This is a genomic window from Micrococcus sp. Alg238-R198 (assembly GCF_900537135.1).
Taxonomy (GTDB): Bacteria; Actinomycetota; Actinomycetes; order Actinomycetales; family Micrococcaceae; genus Micrococcus; species Micrococcus luteus.
Genome location: NZ_UNRH01000002.1, coordinates 26,100 through 48,252 on the forward strand (window position 1 = coordinate 26,100; position 22,153 = coordinate 48,252).

23 protein-coding genes are annotated in these 22,153 nt (G+C 71.2%); 8 read left to right on the forward strand and 15 right to left on the reverse strand.

The genetic code is table 11. The features are described 5' to 3' along the window. The first annotated feature begins 160 nt into the window (after positions 1-160). Genes G6R13_RS02160 through G6R13_RS02170 form a run of 3 tightly spaced genes read left to right on the forward strand, consistent with a single transcriptional unit; the run spans position 161 to position 2,076 of the window. Entirely contained in the window at positions 161-1,054 is an 894-nt protein-coding gene (locus G6R13_RS02160) for a sulfurtransferase (RefSeq protein ID WP_123244432.1), read from the forward strand. A 37-nt stretch (positions 1,055-1,091) separates the two neighbouring features. Beyond that, positions 1,092-1,550, forward strand: a complete 459-nt coding sequence (locus tag G6R13_RS02165) for a SufE family protein (protein WP_070708839.1) — start codon at positions 1,092-1,094, stop codon at positions 1,548-1,550. Between the two features lie 7 nt (positions 1,551-1,557). Then, entirely contained in the window at positions 1,558-2,076 is a 519-nt protein-coding gene (locus tag G6R13_RS02170) for an aminoacyl-tRNA deacylase (protein ID WP_163720943.1), read from the forward strand. Between the two features lie 25 nt (positions 2,077-2,101). On the opposite strand, the gene pgsA is transcribed toward G6R13_RS02170, so the two are convergent. From pgsA to G6R13_RS02195, 5 genes are all read right to left on the reverse strand, one after another. After that, complete coding sequence (gene pgsA / locus G6R13_RS02175) at positions 2,102-2,713, reverse strand: phosphatidylinositol phosphate synthase (protein ID WP_123244431.1); 612 nt, start codon at positions 2,711-2,713, stop codon at positions 2,102-2,104. Next, the gene (locus G6R13_RS02180; RefSeq protein ID WP_070708841.1) at positions 2,713-3,393 is read right to left on the reverse strand and encodes an HIT domain-containing protein; all 681 of its coding nucleotides are present in this window, start codon (positions 3,391-3,393) and stop codon (positions 2,713-2,715) included. The genes pgsA and G6R13_RS02180 overlap by 1 nt, the downstream gene beginning before the upstream one ends. Beyond that, positions 3,390-5,408, reverse strand: coding sequence for a threonine--tRNA ligase (thrS, locus tag G6R13_RS02185; protein ID WP_044659661.1), 2,019 nt, complete (start codon positions 5,406-5,408; stop codon positions 3,390-3,392). The genes G6R13_RS02180 and thrS overlap by 4 nt, the downstream gene beginning before the upstream one ends. Positions 5,409-5,517: 109 nt before the next feature. Further along, complete coding sequence (dnaE, locus tag G6R13_RS02190; protein WP_163720945.1) at positions 5,518-9,216, reverse strand: DNA polymerase III subunit alpha; 3,699 nt, start codon at positions 9,214-9,216, stop codon at positions 5,518-5,520. Further along, entirely contained in the window at positions 9,213-9,539 is a 327-nt protein-coding gene (locus G6R13_RS02195; RefSeq protein WP_036338972.1) for a DUF6504 family protein, read from the reverse strand. Before G6R13_RS02195 ends, dnaE begins: the two co-directional genes overlap by 4 nt. 475 nt (positions 9,540-10,014) lie before the next feature. Here G6R13_RS02195 and G6R13_RS02200 point away from each other — a divergent pair, with 475 nt between their 5' ends. Both G6R13_RS02200 and G6R13_RS02205 read left to right on the forward strand, forming a co-directional pair. Next, positions 10,015-10,758: a DUF6318 family protein gene (locus G6R13_RS02200; protein ID WP_119217322.1), complete on the forward strand. Its 744-nt coding sequence runs from the start codon at positions 10,015-10,017 to the stop codon at positions 10,756-10,758. A gap of 479 nt (positions 10,759-11,237) precedes the next feature. After that, complete coding sequence (locus G6R13_RS02205; RefSeq protein WP_004167595.1) at positions 11,238-11,708, forward strand: PKD domain-containing protein; 471 nt, start codon at positions 11,238-11,240, stop codon at positions 11,706-11,708. A 68-nt stretch (positions 11,709-11,776) separates the two neighbouring features. Here the strand turns inward: G6R13_RS02205 and G6R13_RS02210 are convergent, their stop codons facing one another. The 4 genes from G6R13_RS02210 to G6R13_RS02225 all read right to left on the reverse strand — a co-directional run bounded on the left by G6R13_RS02210 (position 11,777) and on the right by G6R13_RS02225 (position 13,551). Continuing rightward, entirely contained in the window at positions 11,777-12,022 is a 246-nt protein-coding gene (locus G6R13_RS02210) for a hypothetical protein (protein WP_036381645.1), read from the reverse strand. Next, on the reverse strand, positions 12,019-12,378 hold the full coding sequence (locus G6R13_RS02215; protein ID WP_020628069.1) for a hypothetical protein: 360 nt from the start codon (positions 12,376-12,378) through the stop codon (positions 12,019-12,021). The genes G6R13_RS02210 and G6R13_RS02215 overlap by 4 nt, the downstream gene beginning before the upstream one ends. 92 nt (positions 12,379-12,470) lie before the next feature. After that, on the reverse strand, positions 12,471-13,292 hold the full coding sequence (locus G6R13_RS02220; protein ID WP_036381670.1) for an SOS response-associated peptidase: 822 nt from the start codon (positions 13,290-13,292) through the stop codon (positions 12,471-12,473). 1 nt (position 13,293) lies between these two features. Continuing rightward, positions 13,294-13,551: a hypothetical protein gene (locus G6R13_RS02225; protein ID WP_036381642.1), complete on the reverse strand. Its 258-nt coding sequence runs from the start codon at positions 13,549-13,551 to the stop codon at positions 13,294-13,296. 205 nt (positions 13,552-13,756) lie between these two features. On the opposite strand from G6R13_RS02225, the gene G6R13_RS02230 reads away from it, so the two are divergent. From G6R13_RS02230 to G6R13_RS02240, 3 genes are read left to right on the forward strand one after another with little or no spacing between them, the layout of a single operon-like run. Next, positions 13,757-14,851: an S-(hydroxymethyl)mycothiol dehydrogenase gene (locus tag G6R13_RS02230; protein WP_036381639.1), complete on the forward strand. Its 1,095-nt coding sequence runs from the start codon at positions 13,757-13,759 to the stop codon at positions 14,849-14,851. After that, complete coding sequence (locus tag G6R13_RS02235; protein ID WP_004167600.1) at positions 14,851-15,507, forward strand: MBL fold metallo-hydrolase; 657 nt, start codon at positions 14,851-14,853, stop codon at positions 15,505-15,507. Before G6R13_RS02230 ends, G6R13_RS02235 begins: the two co-directional genes overlap by 1 nt. A gap of 32 nt (positions 15,508-15,539) precedes the next feature. Further along, positions 15,540-16,160: a hypothetical protein gene (locus G6R13_RS02240; RefSeq protein WP_036338950.1), complete on the forward strand. Its 621-nt coding sequence runs from the start codon at positions 15,540-15,542 to the stop codon at positions 16,158-16,160. A gap of 27 nt (positions 16,161-16,187) precedes the next feature. Here the strand turns inward: G6R13_RS02240 and G6R13_RS02245 are convergent, their stop codons facing one another. The 6 genes from G6R13_RS02245 to nrdF all read right to left on the reverse strand — a co-directional run bounded on the left by G6R13_RS02245 (position 16,188) and on the right by nrdF (position 22,063). Further along, entirely contained in the window at positions 16,188-16,958 is a 771-nt protein-coding gene (locus G6R13_RS02245; RefSeq protein WP_036381636.1) for a lipoate--protein ligase, read from the reverse strand. Then, complete coding sequence (locus G6R13_RS02250) at positions 16,955-17,821, reverse strand: thioesterase family protein (RefSeq protein WP_036381633.1); 867 nt, start codon at positions 17,819-17,821, stop codon at positions 16,955-16,957. Before G6R13_RS02250 ends, G6R13_RS02245 begins: the two co-directional genes overlap by 4 nt. 85 nt (positions 17,822-17,906) lie before the next feature. After that, the gene (locus G6R13_RS02255) at positions 17,907-18,584 is read right to left on the reverse strand and encodes a methionine ABC transporter permease (RefSeq protein WP_036313181.1); all 678 of its coding nucleotides are present in this window, start codon (positions 18,582-18,584) and stop codon (positions 17,907-17,909) included. Further along, the gene (locus G6R13_RS02260) at positions 18,581-19,675 is read right to left on the reverse strand and encodes a methionine ABC transporter ATP-binding protein (RefSeq protein ID WP_159833103.1); all 1,095 of its coding nucleotides are present in this window, start codon (positions 19,673-19,675) and stop codon (positions 18,581-18,583) included. Before G6R13_RS02260 ends, G6R13_RS02255 begins: the two co-directional genes overlap by 4 nt. A gap of 3 nt (positions 19,676-19,678) precedes the next feature. Further along, positions 19,679-20,584 carry a MetQ/NlpA family ABC transporter substrate-binding protein gene (locus G6R13_RS02265; protein WP_123244148.1) on the reverse strand — a complete coding sequence of 302 codons (906 nt, stop codon included), beginning with the start codon at positions 20,582-20,584 and terminating at the stop codon, positions 19,679-19,681. 507 nt (positions 20,585-21,091) lie between these two features. Next, positions 21,092-22,063: a class 1b ribonucleoside-diphosphate reductase subunit beta gene (gene nrdF / locus G6R13_RS02270; protein ID WP_036338940.1), complete on the reverse strand. Its 972-nt coding sequence runs from the start codon at positions 22,061-22,063 to the stop codon at positions 21,092-21,094. Between the last annotated feature and the right edge of the window lie 90 nt (positions 22,064-22,153).

The window sequence follows — 22,153 nt, forward strand, 5'->3', positions numbered from 1 at the left end:
CATGTGACCTCGCGTGTCCCGGACTGAGGGGCCCCTACCCTCTTACGTGACACCGATGTGCCGTAATCTGTCGCGCAGGGCACGGACACGGAACCCGCCGTCGTCGTGCCGCCCGCCCCGGGCCCGTGCGGGCCCGCCCGACGCGAAGGAAGGCAGTGCCATGACCGATACCGCCGCGAAGTTCTCCGAGTACGCCCACCCCGAGAAGCTGGTGTCCACGCAGTGGGTCGCCGACCATGTCGGCGACGAGGACGTCGTGGTCCTCGAGTCCAACGAGGACGCTCTCCTCTACTCCACCGGCCACATCCCCGGCGCCCAGCGCGTCGACTGGCACACCGAGCTCAACGACCCCGTCACCCGCGACTTCGTCGGCCCCGAGGCCTTCGCCGAGTTCGCCGCCTCCAAGGGGATCTCCCGGGACACCACCGTGGTGTTCTACGGCGACAAGTCCAACTGGTGGGCCGCCTACGCCCTGTGGGTGTTCACCCTCTACGGCCATGAGGACCTGCGCCTGATGGACGGCGGCCGTGACAAGTGGATCGCGGAAGGACGCGAGACCACCCGCGAGGTTCCGACCGTGGCCCGCGCCGAGTACCCGGTGATCGAGCGCGACGACCACACCGAGCGCGCCGCCCGCGAGGACGTCCTCAAGGCCATCGGGACCACCCCGCTGATCGACGTCCGCTCCCGTCCCGAGTACACGGGCGAGACCACGCACATGGCCGGCTACCCGCAGGAGGGCACCCTGCGCGGCGGCCACATCCCCACGGCGGCGTCCGTGCCGTGGGCGTCCGCGGCCAACGAGGACGGCACCTTCAAGTCCCGCGCCGAGCTGGAGCAGGTCTACCGCACCGGCGCCGGCCTGCAGGAGGGCGACGACGTGATCGCCTACTGCCGCATCGGCGAGCGGTCCTCCCACACGTGGTTCGTGCTCAAGTACCTGCTCGGCCACGAGGACGTCCGCAACTACGACGGCTCCTGGACCGAGTGGGGCAACGCCGTGCGCCTGCCCATCGCCGTCGGCGAAGAGCCGGGCGAGGCCCCCGCGCGCTAAGCCCCCGGCACGGCGTGGATCACTAGACTGGGACACCATGACCGAGAACCACGCCGTGCCCGCCGCCCTGGCCGAGATCATCGACGACTTCGCCGGGGTGCCCGATCCCGAGAAGCTCGAGCTGCTGCTGGAGTTCTCGGACGAGCTGCCGGCGCTGCCGGAACGCTACGACGGCCACGAGGCCGAGATGGAGCAGGTCGTGGAGTGTCAGACCCCGCTGTTCCTGGCCGTCGAGCTCGGGGGTGAGCCCGGCCCGCAGGCCCCGGTCCGCCTCTTCATCACCGCTCCCCCGGAGGCGCCCACCACGCGCGGCTTCGCCTCCGTGCTCACCCAGGGCCTGGACGGGCTGAGCGCCCTCGAGGTCCTGGACGTGCCCGAGGACATCCCCACCCGCCTCGGTCTGGCCAAGGCCCTCACCCCCCTGCGGCTGCGCGGCATGTCCGCCATGCTCGGCCGCATCAAGCGCAACGTGCGCGAGCAGGCCGGGATCGCCTGAGTCCGCCGTGGGCCAGCGCAAGAAGGATCGCGGCGCCCGGCACGGGGCGGCCACGCCGGCCGTCGCCGCACTCGCGGCCGCCGGGGTCCCGTACCGGCTGCACACCTTCGACGTGGCCCTCGACGCCGGCGGCGAGCGGTTCGGCGTCCAGGTCGCCCGGGCGCTCAGCGTGCCCGCCGACCGACTGTTCAAGACGCTGATGGTGGCGGACCCCGACGGCGCGCTCGCCGCATGCGTGGTGCCCGTGTCCGGTCAGCTGGACCTGCGGGCCGCCGCCGCGGTGCTGGGCGTCAAGCGGCTCGCCCTGGCCGATCTGGCGGTCGTCGAACGCCGGACCGGCTACGTGCGGGGCGGCGTCTCGCCCCTGGGCCAGCGCCGGCCCCACCCCGTCGTCCTGGACTCCTCCGCTCTCGACGCGGAGCTCATGTACGTCTCCGGCGGGCAACGCGGCCTGGATGTGGAGATCGCGCCCGCCGACCTCGTGCAGGTGACGGGCGCCGTCGTCGCGGAGATCGCGGCGGACTGACGGGCGGGTCCTGCGGCCGGGCCGGTCAGGCGTCGTCGCGCGCCTGGCGGCGCACCACAGCCATGCGCTGGCCGACGGTGACCAGGGAGGCTGCGGCGAGCAGCCCCAAGGTGACGGCCAGGACGACCGGGGGCAGACCGAGGCCGGTGAGGCCGGCGACCACGAGGGTGGCCACGAGCCGTTCGGCGCGCTCGGCGATGCCCACGTGCGCGTCCCAGCCGAGGGCCTCCGCCTTGGCACGCACGTAGGAGACGAGCATGCCCAGGGCGAGGCAGGCCCCGGAGAGCGCGCCGACCGCGGGTGCGGCGCCGACGCCGAAGCCCCACAGGCACAGCCCGAGGAACACGGCCGCGTCCTGCACGCGGTCCAGGGTGGAGTCGAGGAACGCGCCCCAGCGGCCGGTGGACCCGGCCTCGCGCGCCATGATCCCGTCCACCAGGTCCGAGAACACGAACGCGGTGATGAAGAGCGTGCCCCAGAACAGGTGCCCCAGGGGGAAGAGCACGAGCGCGCCCAGGCTCACGCCGAGTGTGCCGACGACCGTCACGGTGTCCGGACTGACCCCGGCCCGCAGGAGCGCACGGGCCACCGGGGTGAACAGGCGGGTGGTGACGCCGCGCGCGTGACGGTCCAGCATCAGGCGGAGTCTCCGGCCCCCGGGCGAGGATGCTCGGCCGCGGCACGGGCGTTGGCCGCCTGGCGCGCGGCGTGGTCCCGGGCGGCCCGGTCCCAGACGTCCGCGAGGATCTGCCGGGTCTCCCCCAGGGTCTGCGACATGTTCTTGGTCCGGGCGATGATCGGCAGGAAGTTGCCGTCGCCGGTCCACCGGGGCACCACGTGCTGGTGCAGATGGGCCGCGATCCCGGCGCCGGCCACCGCCCCCTGGTTCATGCCGAGGTTGTAGCCGGACGCGCCGGCGGCCTGGCCGAGGGCGAGCATCGCCGTCTGGGTCAGCTCCGCCATCTCGGCGGCCTCCTCCGTGGTGGTGTCCGTGTACAGGGGCACGTGGCGGTAGGGACAGACGAGCAGGTGGCCGGGGTTGTACGGGTACAGGTTCAGCACCACATAGGCGGTGCGGCCGCGGTGGACGATGAGGGAGTCCTCATCGTCGCGCTGCGGGGCCGCACAGAACGGGCAGGTGTGCTCGTCCTTGACCTGGCCCGTCCCCTTGGACACGTACGCCATGCGGTGGGCGTTCCAGAACCGCTCGAAGGCGTCCGGGGCGCCGGGCAGCTCGAAGCCGTCCGTGGCGGCGGCGTCCGCCGACGCGCGGGCCTGCGCCCGCGCGTCGGATCCGCCGGTGCCGGGGCTGGTCATGGGGTGACCTCGCGCTCGCGCACCGCCTTCACGATGCGTTCGATCGCCTCCTCCACCGGCACGCCGTTGTCCTGGGTGCCGTCGCGGAAGCGGAAGGACACGGCGTTCGCCTCCCTGTCCTCGCCGCCGGCGATCAGCACGAACGGCGCCTTCTCCTTGGCCGCGGTGCGGATCTTCTTCGGGAAGCGGTCCGAGGAGTCGTCCAGGCGCGCCCGGATCCCCTCGGCGCGCAGCTTCGCGACGACGTCGTCCAGGTAGTCGTTGAATGCCTCGGCCACCGGGATGGCCACGACCTGCTCCGGGGCGAGCCAGGCCGGGAACGCGCCGGCGTAGTGCTCGGTGAGGACGCCCAGGAAGCGCTCGATGGAGCCGAAGAGGGCGCGGTGGATCATCACGGGGCGCTGACGGGTGCCGTCGGCGGCCTGGTACTCGAGGTCGAAGCGCTCGGGTAGGTTGAAGTCCAGCTGGATGGTGGACATCTGCCAGGTGCGGCCGATGGCGTCCCGGGCCTGGACCGAGATCTTCGGGCCGTAGAACGCGGCGCCGCCCGGATCCGGGACGAGCTGCAGACCGGAGGCCTCCGCGACCTCGGCGAGGGTGCGGGTGGCCTCCTCCCAGATCTCGTCGGAGCCGACGAACTTCTCCGGGTCCTTCGTGGAGAGCTCGAGGTAGAAGTCGTTGAGGCCGTAGTCCTTGAGCAGGTCGAGAACGAAGTTGAGCGTGGTGGTCAGCTCCTCCTTCATCTGCTCGCGGGTGCAGTAGATGTGGGCGTCGTCCTGGGTCATGCCGCGCACGCGCGTGAGCCCGTGGACCACGCCGGACTTCTCGTACCGGTACACGGAGCCGAACTCGAACAGCCGCAGCGGCAGCTCACGGTAGGACCGGCCGCGGGAGCGGTAGATCAGGTTGTGCATGGGGCAGTTCATCGGCTTGAGGTAGTAGTTCTGCCCCTGGCGCGTGATCTCGCCGGTCTCGGGATCACGGACCTCGTCGATGTGCATGGGCGGGAACATGCCGTCCGCGTACCAGTCGAGGTGGCCGGACACCTCGTAGAGGTGCTGCTTGGTGATGTGCGGGGTGTAGACGAACTCGTAGCCGGCCTCGGTGTGGCGCCGACGGGAGTAGTCCTCCATCTCCTTGCGGATGATGCCGCCGCGCGGGTGGAACACGGGCAGGCCGGAGCCGAGCTCGTCCGGGAAGGAGAAGAGATCCAGCTCGGCGCCGAGCTTGCGGTGGTCGCGGCGCTCGGCCTCGGCGAGGCGCTCCTGGTAGGCCTTGAGGTCGTCCTTGCTGGCCCACGCGGTGCCGTAGATGCGCTGCAGCTGCTTGTTCTTCTCGTTGCCGAGCCAGTAGGCGGCGGCGGAGCGGGTGAGCGCGAAGCCGTTGCCGATGAGCTTGGTGGAGGGCAGGTGCGGGCCGCGGCAGAGGTCGCACCACACGGCGTCGCCGGTCTTGCGGTCCACGTTGTCGTAGATGGTGATCTCCCCGGCCCCGACCTCCACGGAGGCGCCCTCGCCGGCGGTGTCCGCGGCATCCTTCTTGCCGAGCAGCTCGAGCTTGTAGGGCTCGTCCGCCATCTCGGCGCGGGCGGTCTCCTCGTCCACGACGCGGCGGCGGAAGGTCTGGCCGGACTTCACGATCTTCTGCATGAGCGAGGAGATCTGCTTGAGGTCCTCGGGGGTGAAGGGCTCGTCGACGTCGAAGTCGAAGTAGAAGCCGTCCGTGATGTACGGGCCGATGCCGAGCTTGGCGCCCGGGCGCAGCTGCTGCACGGCCTGGGCCATCACGTGGGCGGTGGAGTGCCGCAGCACCTCGAGGCCCTCGGGCTCCGTGATGTCCACCGCTTCGACGGACGCGCCGGCGGGGATCTCCCGGGCCAGGTCCCAGAGCAGGCCGTCCACCCGCATGACGGCGGTGGTCGGCTTCTCGCGGAAGAGGTCGAGGCCGGTGGTGCCGTGCGTCACCTCCCGCAGCTCTCCGTCCACGGTCAGCAGGATGTTCTTCGGCTCCGACACGGTGCTCCTTCGAGGTCTGGCTTCGGGATCGGTGGCGTACGGGGGCCACCGTCGGCCGCGTCCCATTCTAGGGGTGCGGCCGGACGGCGGGGCACGGAGGCGGACGGTCTCATCTGTCCGGGGTGGGCAGCAGCTCCCACGTCTCCGGGTGGGGCACCGGGATCGGGGGGTGCTCCGGCGCGGGCCGACCCGGTGCCGTGCGGCCGGGGCGGGCCCCGCCGGCCGGCCCGACGTCGGTGCGCACCTTCACGGGCCAGCCGCCCGTGCCGTGGTGCGGGATGTCCGGCAGGGGCTGCGCTCCGGTGCCCGCCCGGCCGCTGCGGCGCGCGGCGGCGGCTCGGCGGTCCGCCGCGAGCCAGTCCCGCCACTGCTGCCGGGTGGCGTCCAGGTAGTCGGGGTCCGGGAGCGTCTCGGGCCGGTGCAGGTCCCAGGCGCGCACGGCCTGGACGGACACGGCCCGGTCGCCGGTGCGCCGGACGGTGCCCTCGATCAGCAGGAGGCGGGCGGAGAAGAGCATCTCCCCGGAGGCGTGCTGGGCCTCGGTGAAGAAGGAGGCGTCCACGCAGCCGGTGCCGTCGTCCACGGAGAGGAACACCACCCGCTTGCCGCTGCGCATGGGCGGGGTCTGGGTGGCCACGCGCACCCCGGCCACGAGCACCCGGGACTGCGTGCGCAGCCCGAGCAGGTCCTTCGCCCGGGTGACGCCGAGCGCGTCCAGGTACGGGGCGTGGGAGTCCATGAGGTGGGCGGTGACGTCCAGGGCGGTGAGCTCCAGCTCGGTGCGGACCCGGGCGGCCGGGCCCGGGTCAGGGAAGAGCGGGGCGAGGGCGGTGAGCTCGGTGTCCGGCAGGTCCAGGGCCAGCTGGCCCTCCACCTGCCGCGGACGGGCGGACCGCGAGCGCGGGGCGGTGCGGCCGGGGGCGGTGCCGCGGGTGGTGGAGTGCTGGAGTTCGAGGTGGTGGACGAGGTCGGTGCGGGAGGCGCCGCCGGGTGGGAGGAGGCAGTCGAGGGCGCCGAGCTGGGCGAGGCGTTCGAGGTTGCGGGCGGTGGGGCGGGCGCGGTCGCGGACGTCGGCGAGGGAGCGGTAGGGGCGGCCGGCGTCGAGGCGGTCGGTCTCGGCTTCGCTGAGTCCGGAGAGGCTGGTGAGGGGCAGGCGGATGCCCCAGCGGCCGGGGGCGCCGTCGTCGACCTCGGGGTGGGCGGGGACCCACTCGACGTGGACGTGGCGCGAGGAGGCGTTGACGTCCACGGGCAGGACGGGGATGCCCATGCGGCGGGCCTCGGCGACCATGAGGCGGGCGGGGTACATGCCGGGGTCGTGTTCGAGGATGGCGGCCATGAAGGCGGCGGGGTGGTGGGTCTTGAGCCAGGCGGAGTGGTAGGTGGGGACGGCGAAGGCGGCGCCGTGGGCCTTGCAGAAGCCGAAGGAGCCGAAGGCGGAGAGGGTGGCCCAGACCTCGTCGATGACTTCGAGGGAGTAGCCGCGGGCGAGGGCGCCGGTGCGGAAGGCCTCTTCGACGAGGTGTTCCTGCGGGCCGCCGAGGAGGCGGCGGTGCTCGTCGGCGCGGGCCAGTCCGCAGCCGGTCATGACGTCCATGGTGCGTAGGACCTGTTCGTGGAAGACGGTGACCCCGTGGGTCTCGGCGAGGACGGGCCGCAGGTCGGGGTGCGGGTAGTGGGCGGGTGCCCAGCCGTGCCGCTGTTCGAGGAAGGGCCGGACCATGTCGGACTGCATGGGGCCGGGGCGGAAGAGGGAGATGTCCACGGTGAGGTCGTTGAACTCGCGGGGGGCGAGTTTGCCGACGAGTTCGCGCTGGCCCGGGGACTCGATCTGGAAGCAGCCGAGGGTGTGGGTGGTGCGGATCATCGCATAGGTGGCGTCGTCGTCCAGGGGCACCTGTTCGAGGTCGATGCGCTCGCCCGTGGTGCGTTCGACCTCGGCGATCGTGTAGGCGATGGCGGACTGCATGCGCACGCCGAGGATGTCGAGCTTGAGGAAGCCCATGGGGTCCATGTCGTGCTTGTCGAACTGGCTCATGGGCAGGCCCATGCCGGAGGGCTGGACGGGGGTGCGGTGCAGCAGGGCGGCGTCGCCGAGGATGACGCCGCAGGGGTGCATGGAGATGTGGCGGGGCAGGCGGTCGAGGCGTTCGGTGAGGTCGACGAGCAGGTCCAGCTGGCGGTCGCCCTCGGCGCGGCCGGACTCGATGCGGCGGGAGAGGCCGCCGAGTTCGGGCATGCGCTGGAGGGCCTCGCGGAAGTTCGAGGCGGAGAAGCGCCAGAGCTGCTTGGCGATGGCGTCCACCTCGGGTTCGGGCATGCCGAGGGCGAGGCCGGCGTCGCGGACGGCGCCGCGGGCCCGGTAGGCGTTCTGCATGCTCATGAGGGTGGTGCGCTCGGCGCCGAAGCGCTCGACGACGGCATGGTAGATCTCGTGGCGGCGGGCGGACTCCACGTCGATGTCGATGTCCGGGAGGGTGGAGCGGTCGGTGGAGAGGAAGCGCTCCATGATCAGGCCGTTGGCCATGGGGTCGACATGGGAGATCCGCAGGGCGTGGTTGACGAGGGAGGAGGCGCCGGAGCCGCGGGCGGCCACGCGGATGCCCATGCCCTCGATGAGGTCGACGACGGCGGCCACGGTGAGGAAGTAGGAGGAGAAGCCGAGTCGGGTGATGATGCCGAGCTCGTGTTCGGCGCGGTCCTGCAGGTCCCGGGCCGCCTGGCTGGTGCCGGGGAGGCCTCCCCCGGTGTGGAGGTGGGGGTAGCGGGCGAGGAGGCCGGTGCGGGTGCGCTCGCGCAGCACGTGCTCCGGGGGGCCGTCGATGCCGATGACGGCGGCCTCGGGGACGCGGGGCACGCCCCAGCCGAGGTCGGTCTCGGGGTCGAGCGCGCAGGCCTCGGCGAGGCGGCGGGTGGCCTCGAGCAGGGGGGCAGGGCGGTCGTCGGCGGCGGCGGCGACCTCGTGGGCGATGCGGTGCATGGCGGCGGTGGACTTGAGCCAGCCCTGCCCGTTGGGTTGCAGGTCGTGGAGGGCGTCGAGGGAGCTGAGGGCACGGACGGCGTCGAGGACGTCCGCGGTGGCGGCACCGTCCGGGGCCGCGTAGCGCACGGCGTTGGTCAGGACGGCGGGGATGCGGGCCTGGCGGGCGGCGCGGAGGGTCTTCACGGCGTGCCCGGTGTCGAGGCGGCGGCCGGGGGCGGAGAGGTGGGTGACGACGTCGGCGTGGGGGCTGCCTGCGGGCAGGGCCGCCTTCCAGCGGTGCAGGGCGGCGAGGCCGGCCGCGTACCGGCGGCGGGCCAGGTGGCGGCCGACGTCCGAGTCCGGGCCGAGGAGGACGAACAGCTCGGGGGTGGACGGGTTGTCCCGGTTGGCGGCGGTGGGGACTCGGCCGGCCGCCGCGGCGGCGAGCTCGGCGACGCTGGCCCAGGGGCTGCCGCCTGCCGCTCCCCCGGTGGTGCGGGCGTGGGCGGCGGAGACGAGCTCGCACAGGGAGCGGTAGCCGGAGCCGTGGCAGCCTCCTCGGGCGAGCACGACCACGCGGCCGGCGTCCTCGTCCTCGCTCCACCGGACGGCCAGGTCCACGCCCACGATCGGGGTGATGCCGTGGCGCAGGCAGGCGCCCACGTGCTTGGCCATGCCGTAGAGCCCGTCCCGGTCGGTGCAGGCCAGCAGGTCCATGTCCGCGGCCGCGGCGGCGGCCACGAGGTCCTCGGGCCAGCTGACCCCATGGTGGGCGCTGAACGCGGAGGCGACGTGCAGGTGGGCGAAGGGTGCGGCGGTGCGTCCGGCCGCGGCGGCCTGGCTCATGCCGACCGCCTCAGGTCCTGGGCGTGCTCGTGGACGCGCACGAGCCGCCACCGGCCGGAGTCCAGGTGGTGGGCGACGTCGAGGGTCTGCAGGGGCGCGGCGCCGGCCCGGGCCAGGCGGACCTGCAGCCGCCACATCTCGTGGTCGACGAGACCGGCGCCGCGGCCCTTCTCCGCGCGGACCTCCTCCGCCCACCAGCGGCGCCGCTCGAACCAGCGCACGGGGCGCTCTGCGAGGACGTAGTCCCGCCCGTTCCAGCGCAGCCCCTGCGGGGTGCCGTCTGCCCCGCACTCCACCGCCACCGACTGTGTGAGGACTCCCATTCTGCTTCTCTCCCTGTGCACTGCTGACCGGACCGACGACGGGGTGCCGTCGGGCGATGGGAGCGCGGCCCGTCCGGCGGACCGGACGCGGGGAAGAAGTGGGAAGGTGGGGCCGCACCCCCGATCGTACTCGAACATGTGTTCGAATGCGATGAGTGCGAAGGTAGGGTGGCCGCCGGACACGTTAAGGACGCATCGCCCCGAGACGAGCGAGGCCGGGAACGCCCTTTTCGTGAGACCGGCTGGCCGAGTCCTGGCCGGGGACCTCGAATCCGACCCTGGAGCGCACATGCACGAGAAAATCGTCTCTTGGGCCGGAAGAAGTGCGTCGGCACGGCCCTGTGGACAATGCGAGCAGGACCACAATCCGTCTGCGTATACTCCGAACCAACCGGGCCTCGCATGCCACGGGCACCGCGCTGCGGGATCAGCGCGGGAGGCGCGGACACACGACGGACGTCCAGTTGGAGGGGAAATGTCTCTCACCGCACCCGGGCGCGCCCTGCGCCGCCACCGATTCGCCCAGGCCGGCACGCTCAGCGTGGCCTTGGCGCTCGCACTGACCGCCTGCGGCGGGCAGTCCGAGCCCGCCGAGTCGTCGACGACGTCGCCCTCGTCCGCCAAGCCCGCCGTCGAGACGTCCGCGCCCGCGAGCACGAGCGAGACCGCGAGCACGAGCGAGACCGCGGGCGTCAGCTCATCCCCCATGGCCACGGAGAGCGGGTCCGGCGAATACGTGCCCGCGTCTGCCGACGGTCCCGCTCAGAACGTGCCCAAGCCGGAGATGCCCGCCGCCATGAAGGAAGAGACCAAGGAGGGCGCCGAGGCGGCGATTCGCTATTTCTGGGACGTGCACTACTACGCCGAGCAGACCGGAGACACGGAACTCCTCGACTCTCTCTACAGCGAGTATTGCGAGTTCTGCCAGTTCAGCTCGAACGACCTGCAAATGATCTACAAAGACGGGGGGTGGTACACCGGCACTGAGGTACAGATCGATTCGATTCTGACTCATCGATCCGAAACCGGGTATGTCTCGACACTCCTTGTCACTACGGGCACAGGAACGGGATACACCAAGGGCGGGGTTGTTCCCGAGAACGGAGATGTTGAAGCGGCCTCCAAGCAGCCTTGGATCGCGGAGGTCTCGTTTAACCCCGAATCTTCACACTGGATTGTTGATGAGATGTCATATGAAGGTTCGATCGGATCTAACTGATGGGGCGCACCTGGATTGTATTAGTGGCATTATTGATCAGCCTCCTATTCGTGCCTACCACTGCCGCCGCCACCCCTTCACACGCACGAGACATCGAGTCGTGCACTTCTTCGAAGAGCCACTACTCAATAAATAAAAAGGGCATTGCGGCGAATAAGAGATGCTCAGATAGACACTCAGCAACCTCGAGTTCAGTTGTTGCAACTGATTACTCAGCGACCGCCGCCCGCCCGGACCCACACCTAGAGCACAAAACGGTCAGTGCATGCTTCTCGGGGCAGCTGGGCAATCCGGATTTCGAGAGTTGTCGAGAGCAAGAGGCGAACTTCTGCCCCGAGGGTTCGTGGATCCGGGCGCAGACCGTAGACACTCGTCAGCCTGATGCTAATCCCGCCTATGGCGCCCCTAAATGTTGGACGGCCAAGGCCTCCAGCAACGGCGCCCCGCCCGTCTCCATCGACGAGGTCCGCACGCTCCTCGTGCTGGAGCCTGAGATCCGGTCGGACAATGGCGGACGCGGGATCCGCAATGCGGAGACCAACTTCTACGCAGACGCCGAGACACGCACGCTCGTCACCACCCTCAACGGGGTCGAGGTCGAACTCCGCGCCACGCCGGTGAGCTTCCACTGGGACTACGGGGACGGCTCCCCCACCAAGACCACCTCGGTCGCAGGCCAGAGCCAGCCGGAGTTCAACGTCCCCACCCCCACGAGCCACGTGTACGAGGACACCGGGCAGTACACGGTCCGCCTCACCACCGTCTACATCGGCGAATACCGGGAGGCCGGGGGCGAGTGGGTGCTCATCCCGGGCACCATCAGCCTCGACTCGGCCCCTGTCACCGCGAATATCTGGCGCACCATCACCCGCAATGTCGCCGATGACTGCAGCGTCGACTCCTCAGCCTGGGGCTGCACCGGCCCCATCGAATCCGCTCCGGCCGGCTGAGCACAGACCGCGGGGCGGCCGACGGTCTCCCGTCCACCGCCCCGCGGCCCCCTCGTCGGCCGGGTGTGTCAGACCCGGCGCACCCGCCCCCGGGCCATGAGCACGAGTCCCGCGCCGAGGGCCGCGAGCGCTCCGAGCGCGCCCGCCGGAACCTCACGCCCGGTCTCGACCGTGTCCGGGGTCGTGTGGGCGTCCTCCCCCGCCGGCACGTTCAGGGCCCGGGGCTTCTGCCCATCCGCGAGCGACTCCACGAGTGCGAAGACGTCGGACCGCTCCGCGTCCTGGGTGATAATGACGTCCTCACTCCTGGTCACCCCGTCCAGCGACCAGTCGCGAACGAGGCGGTCGTCGGTCGGGTATGTCGCGTCGGCGAGGTAGTGAAACCCGGTGAAAATTCCAACGCGGTGTCGCGCCAGAGGGTGCCCCAGCGCGGACCCCACGAGAGTTCCGCGACCGACGCGTCGTCGCCCTGGCGCTTGGACCACAATGGCAGCTCCACGCCCGGCTCGGCGTACTTCAGCGCGAGGACCCGCTCGGGGTAGTCCCCAAACACGGGGTCGGCCCGGCTGTGCTCGCCCCACGCGTAGACGAGCCCGGCAGAGGGGCCTCTGTTGCCCTCCGGAATGCCGGCGGTCTCGTCGTCGAGGGCGGCCACCGGGGTGCCGCCCACGGACAGGGTGAACAGGAGATGACCGTCTCCGGCCTCACCGCGGCACCGCGCTTCCGCGTCTCACGGGCAGGTCATCCCCGTCGCCCCGTCTCTCAGAGCAGCGTTCCCTGCTGCTCTCTCATCTCCTGGATCAGTTCTGGCCCGTTGTTCCGGACGTTCCCCACGGCGCTCCCCACGGGCCGCAGCGACCAGCCCGCCGCGACGTCGTACGCGCCGGCGCACACCTGGCCCACGAGGGCGTCGGCTTCTTCGGCAGACCCGAGCGTGTCCGGAGCGAGCCACCGGTCCATCGTCTCGGCATCCATGGGCACGGGCAGCCGGTCGTGCAGCTGGCCGAGCGCGGCGAGCACCGGATCGTCGTCGTCCGCGTCGGGCGCGGCCATGGTGAGGATCGTCGTCGAGAGGACCCAGGCGTCCTCCCCCGCGGCCTTGGCCTCGGGGTCCTGCCACCACTCGTACAGGCCGGCGAACCAGATGACCGGCCCCTCGCCGTCCCCGGCCCCGGCCGGGTGCACGTAGTAGGGCTGCTTCTTCGCGGCCCGCCCGTCGGGACCCTTGGCGCCAGGCTCCGGCGTCTTCCACTCGTAGTAGCCCTCCACCGGCACGGCGCAGCGTCGAGCGCGGACGGCGGCCCGGAACGTCGGCTTGGAGGCCACGGTCTCCGAGCGCGCGTTGAACGCACGGGACCCCACGGACAGCTCCTTCGCCCACGGCGGCACCAGGCCCCAGCGCGCCACGTGGATCCGCCGGGTCACTCCGGCGCCGACGTCGTCCGCATGCGCCACGAGGATCGGCACCTCGGCTGTCGGCGCCACGTTCCAGCTCTGGCGCAGCACCAGCTCCTCATTCGTCTCGGCATCGCCCAGGGCCACCAGGTCGCTCGTGGCGCGGGCCATCACGTAGCGGCCGCACACGTCAGCGGTCCCTCCCGTCCCGGCCACGATCGACATACATCCACGCGATGCCGAGGGCGAAGCCCATCATCGCGCAGCCGAGCACAGTGCCCCAGGGACTCTCGGTGCCCAGTCCGAACACCACTCCCAGGCCGACGCCGATCAGCAGCCCCACCAGCAGGATGCGCCACTGAGCGAGCGTGCCGGCACCGGCCGGAGCCCCGGCTGGAGCCTCCGGAGCCTCGTACGCCTCGTCCTCGTCTCTGCCATGTCCTGCCACGGTTCGCCCCTCCGTTCACATCGGTGTTGCGGGTCAGGTTGCAGTCTCCCCCGGCCGCCATGGTGACGCCATACACCAGGCCCCCCGGCTGCTCACCGATGCGTCGCACAGGGTCCTGTGATGGGATGGGCAGAACGAGCCCGCCCGCCGCGCCGCCTCACGCATGCGCGGCCTCGGGCAGATCCCCACCACCAGGAGGAACAACGTGTCCCAGAAGGTCCGCGGCGTCGTCGCCATGGCGAAGGACGCCCCCGTCACCATCGAGACCATCGTCATCCCCGATCCGGGACCCGGCGAGGCCGTCGTCGACATCAAGACCTGCGGCGTCTGCCACACGGATCTGCACTACCAGCAGGGCGGGATCGGCGACGAGTACCCGTACCTGCTCGGCCACGAGGCCACGGGTGTGGTCTCCGCGATCGGCGAGGGCGTCGACCACGTCCAGGTCGGCGACACCGTGATCCTCAACTGGCGCGCCGTGTGCGGCGAGTGCCGCGCGTGCCGCAAGGGCGAGCCGAAGTACTGCTTCAACACCCACAACGCGACCCAGAAGATGACCCTGGAGGACGGCACGGAGTTGTCCCCGGCCCTGGGCATCGGGGCGTTCGCGGACAAGACGCTCGTCCACGCCAAGCAGTGCACCCAGGTCGACGGCGTCGACACGCCCGAGGAACAGGCCGCGGTCGGCCTGCTCGGCTGCGGGATCATGGCCGGCATCGGCGCGGCCATCAACACCGGCGAGGTCAAGCGCGGCGAGTCCGTGGCCGTGATCGGCTGCGGCGGCGTCGGCGTGGCCTCGATCGCCGGGGCGAAGCTCGCCGGCGCCACCACGATCATCGCGGTGGACATCGACGCCAAGAAGCTCGCCAAGGCCAAGGAGCTCGGCGCCACCCACACCGTGAACTCGAAGGACGAGGACCCCGTGGAGGCCATCCGCGCGGCGACCGGCGGCTTCGGCGCCGACGTGGTCATCGATGCGGTCGGCCGCCCGGAGACCTACGAGCAGGCGTTCTACGCCCGGGACCTGGCCGGCCGCGTCGTCCTGGTGGGCGTGCCCACCCCCGGCATGGAACTGAAGCTGCCCCTGCCGGAGGTGTTCGGCCGCGGCGGCGCGCTGAAGTCCTCGTGGTACGGCGACTGCCTGCCGGAGCGCGACTTCCCCATGCTCGTGGACCAGTACCGCCTGGGCCGCCTGCCGCTGGACGAGTTCGTCACGGAGACCATCGCCCTGGACGAGGTGAACGAGGCCTTCGAGACGATGAAGTCCGGCGACGTCCTGCGCTCGGTGGTGGTGCTCTGATGGCGCGCATCGATCACCTGGTCACCTCCGGCACGTTCTCCCTGGACGGGGAGACGTTCGACGTGGACAACAACGTGTGGATCGTCGGCGGCGCGGAGCAGTGCGTCGTCATCGACCCGGCCCATGACGCCTCGGCCGTCTGGAAGAAGGTGAACGGCCGCCAGGTGCTGGCCATCGTCCTCACCCACGGCCACGACGACCACATCCGCCAGGTCCAGGAGTTCCGCCAGATGGTGGACGCCCCCGTGCTGCTCCACCCCGCAGACCGCATGCTCTGGGACGACGTCTTCCCCGACGAGGAGCCCGACGGCGCGCTCGCCGAGGGCGACGTCCTGCGCGTGGCCGGCGTCGAGCTGCGGGTGCTGCACACCCCCGGCCACTCCCCCGGCTCGGTCTGCCTGTACGCCCCCGCGCTGGGCGAGGCCGGCGACGACGGCGCCCCGACCGGCGTCGTGTTCTCCGGCGACACCCTGTTCCAGGGCGGGCCCGGCGCCACCGGCCGCTCGTACTCGGACTTCGACACGATCATCGAGTCCATCCGCGAGCGCCTGTTCCCGCTGCCGGAGGCCACCGTGGTCCACACCGGCCACGGCGACTCCACCACAATCGGCACGGAGAAGCCGCACCTGCAGGAGTGGATCGACCGCGGCCACTGAGGACGCGCCGAGGTGGGGAAGAATGGTCCCCCGTGACCATCCTCCCCGCCTCGCCCCCTCCCTCCGTGATCCTGCTCGGCGGCGCGTCGGGCTCCGGCAAGTCCTACCTGGCCCGGCGGCACGGCCGGCCCCACCTCTCGCTCGATGCGTTCTACCGTCCGCAGTCCGACGACGGCGCCGCGGGCGGGCCCGGCCCCGTGTTCCCGCGCACCCCCTACGGTGAGATCGACTGGGACCACCCCGGAACGTGGGATGAGCAGGCGGCCGTGGACGCCGTCGTCGAACTGCTCGAGGAGGGCGCCACGCGCGTGCCCGACTACGACATCTCCACGTCCTCCGTCCGCGGGCACAGCACCGTCGCGCTCGAGCCGGGCGGGGTGATCGTGGCGGAGGGCATCTTCGCCGAGCGCATGCCCGCCGCCCTGGACCGGGCCGGAGTCCGCTACGCGGCCTGGTACATCGACCAGGCGCGGACCACGACGGCGGCCCGCCGGTTCGTGCGCGATGTCGCCGAACGCCGCAAGCCGGTGCCGTTCCTCGTGCAGCGGGGCTGGTCCCTGTACCGGACGGACGCGGCGCGCCGGGCGGCGGCCGTGGCGGCCGGCTTCACCCCGCGACGCAAGCGGGAGATCATCGCGGATCTCACGGCCTGACGGCCCGCCCGCAGCCAGTCCGTGCCCTCAGCCGGAGGTGCGCGCGCCGAGGACGGCGAGCTGCTCGGCCACGACCTCGATCCCGGCGGCGGCCGCCCACGCCGTGTACTCCTCCCGCAGGGCCGCGGCGAACGCGGGAACGCTCACCCCGGGACGCACGTCCTCGGCCGCGCCCGCCGTGCGGGGGTCCATGTCCAGGCCGAGCTCCCGGTAGACGTCGACGAGCACGGCCCGCAGCGGAGCGGGGTCGGACACCACCACGTGGGTGGAGAACAGGAACGCCCCCTTCACCACGCGCTGCGCGGAGCCGGCCAGCTTCACCGGGTACGTCGGCGCAGGACCCTGCACGGAGAACTCGCCCGGGCAGTACTCCCCCGGGATCTCGCCCACGGAGGCGGGCACGTCCATGCGCGCGAACGCCCGCACGAACAGGTCGGCGAACTCGGCGAACCGGGCCTGCTGGGTGAGTGCCGCGTCCTCCTGCTGGCTCAGGTGGTCCACCACCAGGCAGCCGTGATGGTAGGCCGCCGCCCTCCCGCCGGCCCGGCGCACCGCCGGCGCGAAGCCGTGGGCCCGGGCCGCCGCAGCCGCGGCCGCGAAACCGGGCAGCCGCGCGTCGCGCTGGCCGAACGCGACCGTCGGTTCGGGCACGTAGACGCGGATCAGATCGTCGAGGGCCCTTCCCTCGGCCGCGGCGGCGCGGAAGACGGCCAGCTCGCCCATGGCCCAGTCGAGGTCTTCGACGGCCCCGAGGGTCCGCTCCTGCACAGCCCAGCGCAGCCGGGGAGCTGCACTCACAGGCCGCCCTCGACCGGCCAGGAGCGCAGGGTGAGGGTCTGCTCGACGTGGGCGAAGGGGCCGTCGTCGTCGTGGAGGACGGTGCTGGTCAGGCCCACGCCGTCCGGGCCCACCGTGACCTGCCCCGCGAGGCCGAGCCAGTGGCCGGTGGGCTCGCGGTACAGGTGGATCTGCAGGTCCACGTTGGGGAAGAACCACCCGCCCGGCTTCGCCGGCAGGGCCGGGGCGATCCCGTTGGCTGCGTCGGTGAGGCTGATCAGGCGCACCAGGTCGCTCGTGCTCTCCCCCGCCACCATCTCGCGGTCCGTGGTGAGCCACACCCGGCCGTGGCCCGGCCCGTGGCCGGGCAGGATGACGCCGTCGAGGGAGGCGATGTACCCGCCTCCCCATCCGTGGAGCGCGTTGTGCGACTGCGCCTGCGAGCGCGGCGGGAGGGGCTCGTCCGGCAGCTGGGCGACGGCGGAGGTGTCCGAGGTGGACAGCAGCCAGGCCCGCAGGGTCAGCACGGTGCGGCCCCGGGCGTGGAGCACGGACTCGACGAGCTCGATGGTCCGGCCCGGACGCAGGGTGCGCGTGACCACCTCGAGCTCGCCCGACCAGAGCGTGCCCAGGATGTCGTAGGAGAGCCGTCCCACCCGCAGCCCGGGAGTGGTCTCGTGCGCGGCGACCTCGTGCAGCAGCAGGCCCGAGACGGCGGCCATGTGCATCTCCTCTTCCCGCCATGCGCCCTGGGCGTGCACGGTGGAGCGCACGCGGGAGGTGCGGACGCCGTCGGCGTCCACGGTGGGCTCGCCGAGGCGGACGTAGAAGGCCAGGGGATCGTCGGCGACGGAGGTCGCGGGGGTGGAGGTGATGTCGGTCATGGGCCGAAGTCTGCCAGAACGACGACGGCCGGTGACGTCCCCGCGGGGATGTCACCGGCCGTCGTCGTGCGGACCGAGCCGGGGTTCAGCGGCGCATGACCTTGCGGGCGATGCCGTTGCCGATCAGCTGCAGCGCCTGGACGAACACGATCACCACGATCACGGCCAGCCAGGTGACCTCCGGACGGAACCGGTTGTAGCCCTCCACGATGGCGAAGTTGCCGACGCCGCCGCCGCCGATGATGCCCGCCATCGCGGACATGTCCACGAGCGAGATGATCACGAACGTGAAGCCGAGGATCAGCGGGCCGAGGGCCTCGGGCAGCACCACGGCGCGCACGATCCGCATGCGGGAGGCGCCCATCGCGCGGGCGGCCTCGATCACGCCGGGGTCCAGCGAGACGAGGTTCTGCTCCACGATGCGGGCGATGCCGAACGTGGACGCCCAGATCATGCAGAACACCACGGCGGTGTTGCCGATGCCGGTGCCGAGCACCGCGATGGTCAGCGGCTGCAGGGCGGCGATGAGGATGACGAACGGGATGGGCCGGATGAGGTTCACGATGAAGTTCGTGACCAGGTAGACGGCACGGTTGGCGAAGATGCCGCCCGGGCGCGTGGTGTAGAGGACGAGCCCGACCAGCAGGCCGAGGATGCCGCCGAGGATGAAGGACCAGCCGACCATGTAGAGGGTGTCCCCCACGGCGGTCATCAGCTCGGGGCCGTAGTACCCCCAGTCGAGGTTCTGGAATCGGTCGATCACTGGTGCACCTCCTGCACGTCTCCGGCGCCGGCCAGGTCCGCGACAAACGCGTCCACCGCGGCGGCCTCGCCCGTGAGCGCCACGGTGAGCAGGCCGTACGCGGAGTCCTTGGTGGCGGACATGCCGCCGTGGACGATCTCGAAGCCCACGCCGCGCGTCGATGCGGTGCCGAGCACCGCCGAGACCGCGGCGGAGTCCTTGAGCGAGACCATGATCAGCCGACCCTCGGTGCGCGCCCGGATGCGGGCCACCTCCTCGGCATTCGGCCGGTCCTTGAGCGCCGTGGCCACGAAGGACGCGGCGTCGGCGGAGTGGGCGGGCCGAGAGAAGAGGTCGTAGACCTTGCCGGACTCCACCACGCGGCCGGTGTCCATCACGGCGACGCGGTCGGCGATCGAGCGGATGACCTCCATCTCGTGGGTGATGGCCACGATCGTGACCCCGAGCTCCTCGTTGACGCGGCGCAGCACGGAGAGCACCTCGTGCGTCGTCGAGGGATCCAGGGCGCTGGTGGCCTCGTCCGCGAGCAGGATCTCCGGCTCGGCGGCCAGGGCGCGGGCGATGCCGACGCGCTGCTTCTGGCCGCCCGAGAGCTGCTCCGGGTAGTGCTTGGCCTTGTCCGCCAGGCCGACGAACTCGAGCAGCTCCGCCACGCGAGCGCGGCGCTTGGAGCGTGGCCAGCCGGCCGTGTCCAGGGCGAACTCGATGTTCCCGGCCACCGTGCGGGAGGTCAGCAGGTTGAACTGCTGGAACACCATGCCGATGCGGGTGCGCAGCGGACGCAGCTTCGCCTCGGACAGGTGGGAGACCTGCTGGCCCAGCACCGTGACGGTGCCCGACGTCGGCTTCTCCAGCCCGTTGATCATGCGGATCAGGGTGGACTTGCCGGCGCCGGAGAAGCCGATCACGCCGAAGACCTCGCCGCGTCGCACGGAGAGCGAGACGTCGTCCACGGCCGTGACGCCGCGGCCCTTCTTGGCGGCGTAGACGCGGCTGACGTGGTCGAAGACGATGACCGGCTCCCCCGGGGCGCCCTCAGAGTGGCGCCCCGGGGTGACCGCGTCACGGTCGGACGTATGGGAACCTGCCATGGATCAGGCGTCCTGCTTCGCGATCGCGTCCTGGTACTGCTTCAGGGTCTCGTCGATCTGGGCGGCGTCGAGCTGCACCGGCACGCTCGTGTCGGAGGAGAGCTTCGCGGACTCGTCCAGCACGGCCTGCTCGTGGTACAGGGCCGCGACCTTCTTGTAGGTCTCGTTCTCGCGGTCCGCGCGGCGCACGGCGAAGCCGTTGACGAACGGCTTGGCGGAGTCGGCCTGGGGGTCGTCCTTGAACAGGGCGGTGTTCGTGTCGATGCCGGCGTCGGCCGAGAACGTGTTGTTGATGACCGCGCCCTGCACGGACTCGAGCGCGTTCACGGTCTGCTGCGCGGCCACGGGCTGCACCGTCACGGTGGAGGCGGCCTCGTCGATGTCGCGGACCTCCGGGCGGATGGTCTCGTTGGACAGCTTCAACAGGCCGGCGGCGACGAGCACGTTGATGGCGCGGGCCTGGTTCACGGTGTCGTTCGGGATGGCGACGGTGTCGCCCTTCTTGAACTCGGAGACGTCTTTGTACTTCTTGGAGTACAGGGGCAGCGGGATGATCTCGGTGGTCCCGATCAGCGTCAGGTCCTTGCCGGAGGCCTGGTTGTAGTCGGCCAGGTAGGCGATGTGCTGGAACCAGTTCATGTCGATGTCGCCGTTGTCCAGCGCCGGGTTCGGCTGCGTGTACTCGGTGAAGTTGCGGATCTCGACGTCGATGCCGTGCTTCTCCTTGGCGAGCTTCACCAGGGCGCGGTGCGTCTCGTTCTCGGACACGACGCCGATGCGCACGGTCTGGGCGCCGTCGTCGCCCTTCTTCTCGGCCTGCGAGTTGCAGGCGGTCAGGGCGAACGCGCCGACGGCGGCCAAGGACAGGCCGGCGAAGGAGCGGCGGGAGATGTTCGAGGGGGTCGTCATGGGGTTCTCCTTGGAGGACGGTGCGACGTCGCCGGCGCGGGTGGGCACGGCGGGTGCGGAACGGTGCGGGGTGGGCCGTGCGGTGGGTGATTCCCCGCGGGGCACAGCACGGCGGGCGGGGGGCGAGAGACGCCCCGAGCCGGAGGCCGGGATCCTTTCGAACGCTGCTCTTGCCCGTCCCCCAGTCACCGCGGGCTCCCCTCGAGGGGTCTGCACGCAGCGGAGGCGGGCCGCTTCTCGGTCCGTTGCCACCCGTGAACATGGGGTTGGCGAGCGGCTCGTCGTGGGACCACGTGGACCCGCCGAGGCGGGGTCCACAGCCGCTTCTCCTGAAGCTGGGCCCAAGCCTATCGCAGCGTGTGCGCTCCATCGGGCAGGGCGGTGACGCGCAGCGTCATACTGCGGGGCCCGGGGCCGACGTGTGATGCCCCCGCGAGACGACGACGGCCGGGCGCCTCCGCGGGGAGGCGACCGGCCGTCGTCGGGACGGGGCTCAGGCGGACGGGATCAGAAGTCCCAGTCCTCGTCCTCGGTGTTCTCGGCCTTGCCGATCACGTAGGAGGAGCCGGAGCCGGAGAAGAAGTCGTGGTTCTCGTCCGAGTTCGGGGAGAGCGCGGAGAGGATGGCGGGGTTCACGTTCGTGGTCTCGGCCGGGAACATGGGCTCGTAGCCCAGGTTCATCAGCGCCTTGTTCGCGTTGTAGTGCAGGAACTTCTTCACGTCCTCGGCCAGACCGACGGCGTCGTAGAGGTCATGGGTGTACTCGACCTCGTTCTCGTACAGCTCGAACAGCAGCTCGAAGGTGAACGCCTTGAGCTCCTCCCGCTTCTCCTCCGGCAGGGTCTCGATGCTCCGCTGGTACTTGTAGCCGATGTAGTACCCGTGCACCGCCTCGTCGCGGATGATCAGGCGGATCAGGTCGGCGGTGTTGGTGAGGCGGGCGTGCCCGGAGAGGTACATGGGCCAGTAGAAGCCCGAGTAGAAGAGGAAGGACTCGAGCAGGGTGGAGGCGATCTTCTTCTTGTACGGGTCCTGGCCGTCATAGCGCTCCACGATCAGGCGGGCCTTGGCCTGCAGGTTCCGGTTCTCACGGGACCAGCGGAACGCCTCGTCGATCTCCGGGGTGGAGGCCAGCGTGGAGAAGATCGAGGAGTACGACTTCGCGTGCACCGACTCCATGAACGCGATGTTCGTGAGGACGGCCTCCTCGTGCGGGGTCATGGCGTCCGGGATGAGGGAGACGGCGCCCACGGTGCCCTGGATCGTGTCCAGCAGGGTCAGGCCCGTGAACACGCGCATGGAGAGCAGCCGCTCCTCATCCGTGAGGTGGGACCAGGACTGGACGTCGTTGGACAGCGGCACCTTCTCCGGCAGCCAGAAGTTGTTGACGAGGCGGTTCCACACCTCCACGTCCTTCTCGTCCTGAATGCGGTTCCAGTTGATCGCCTCGACGAGGTGGGACTGCTGGGTCTCGGTCACGGCAGGGCACATCCTTCAGAAGAATTCGTTGAGAATCCGCGGATTCCGGGGGCTCTCGAGAGCACGGTCAGCGGGGCGCGGGTCCGGGAC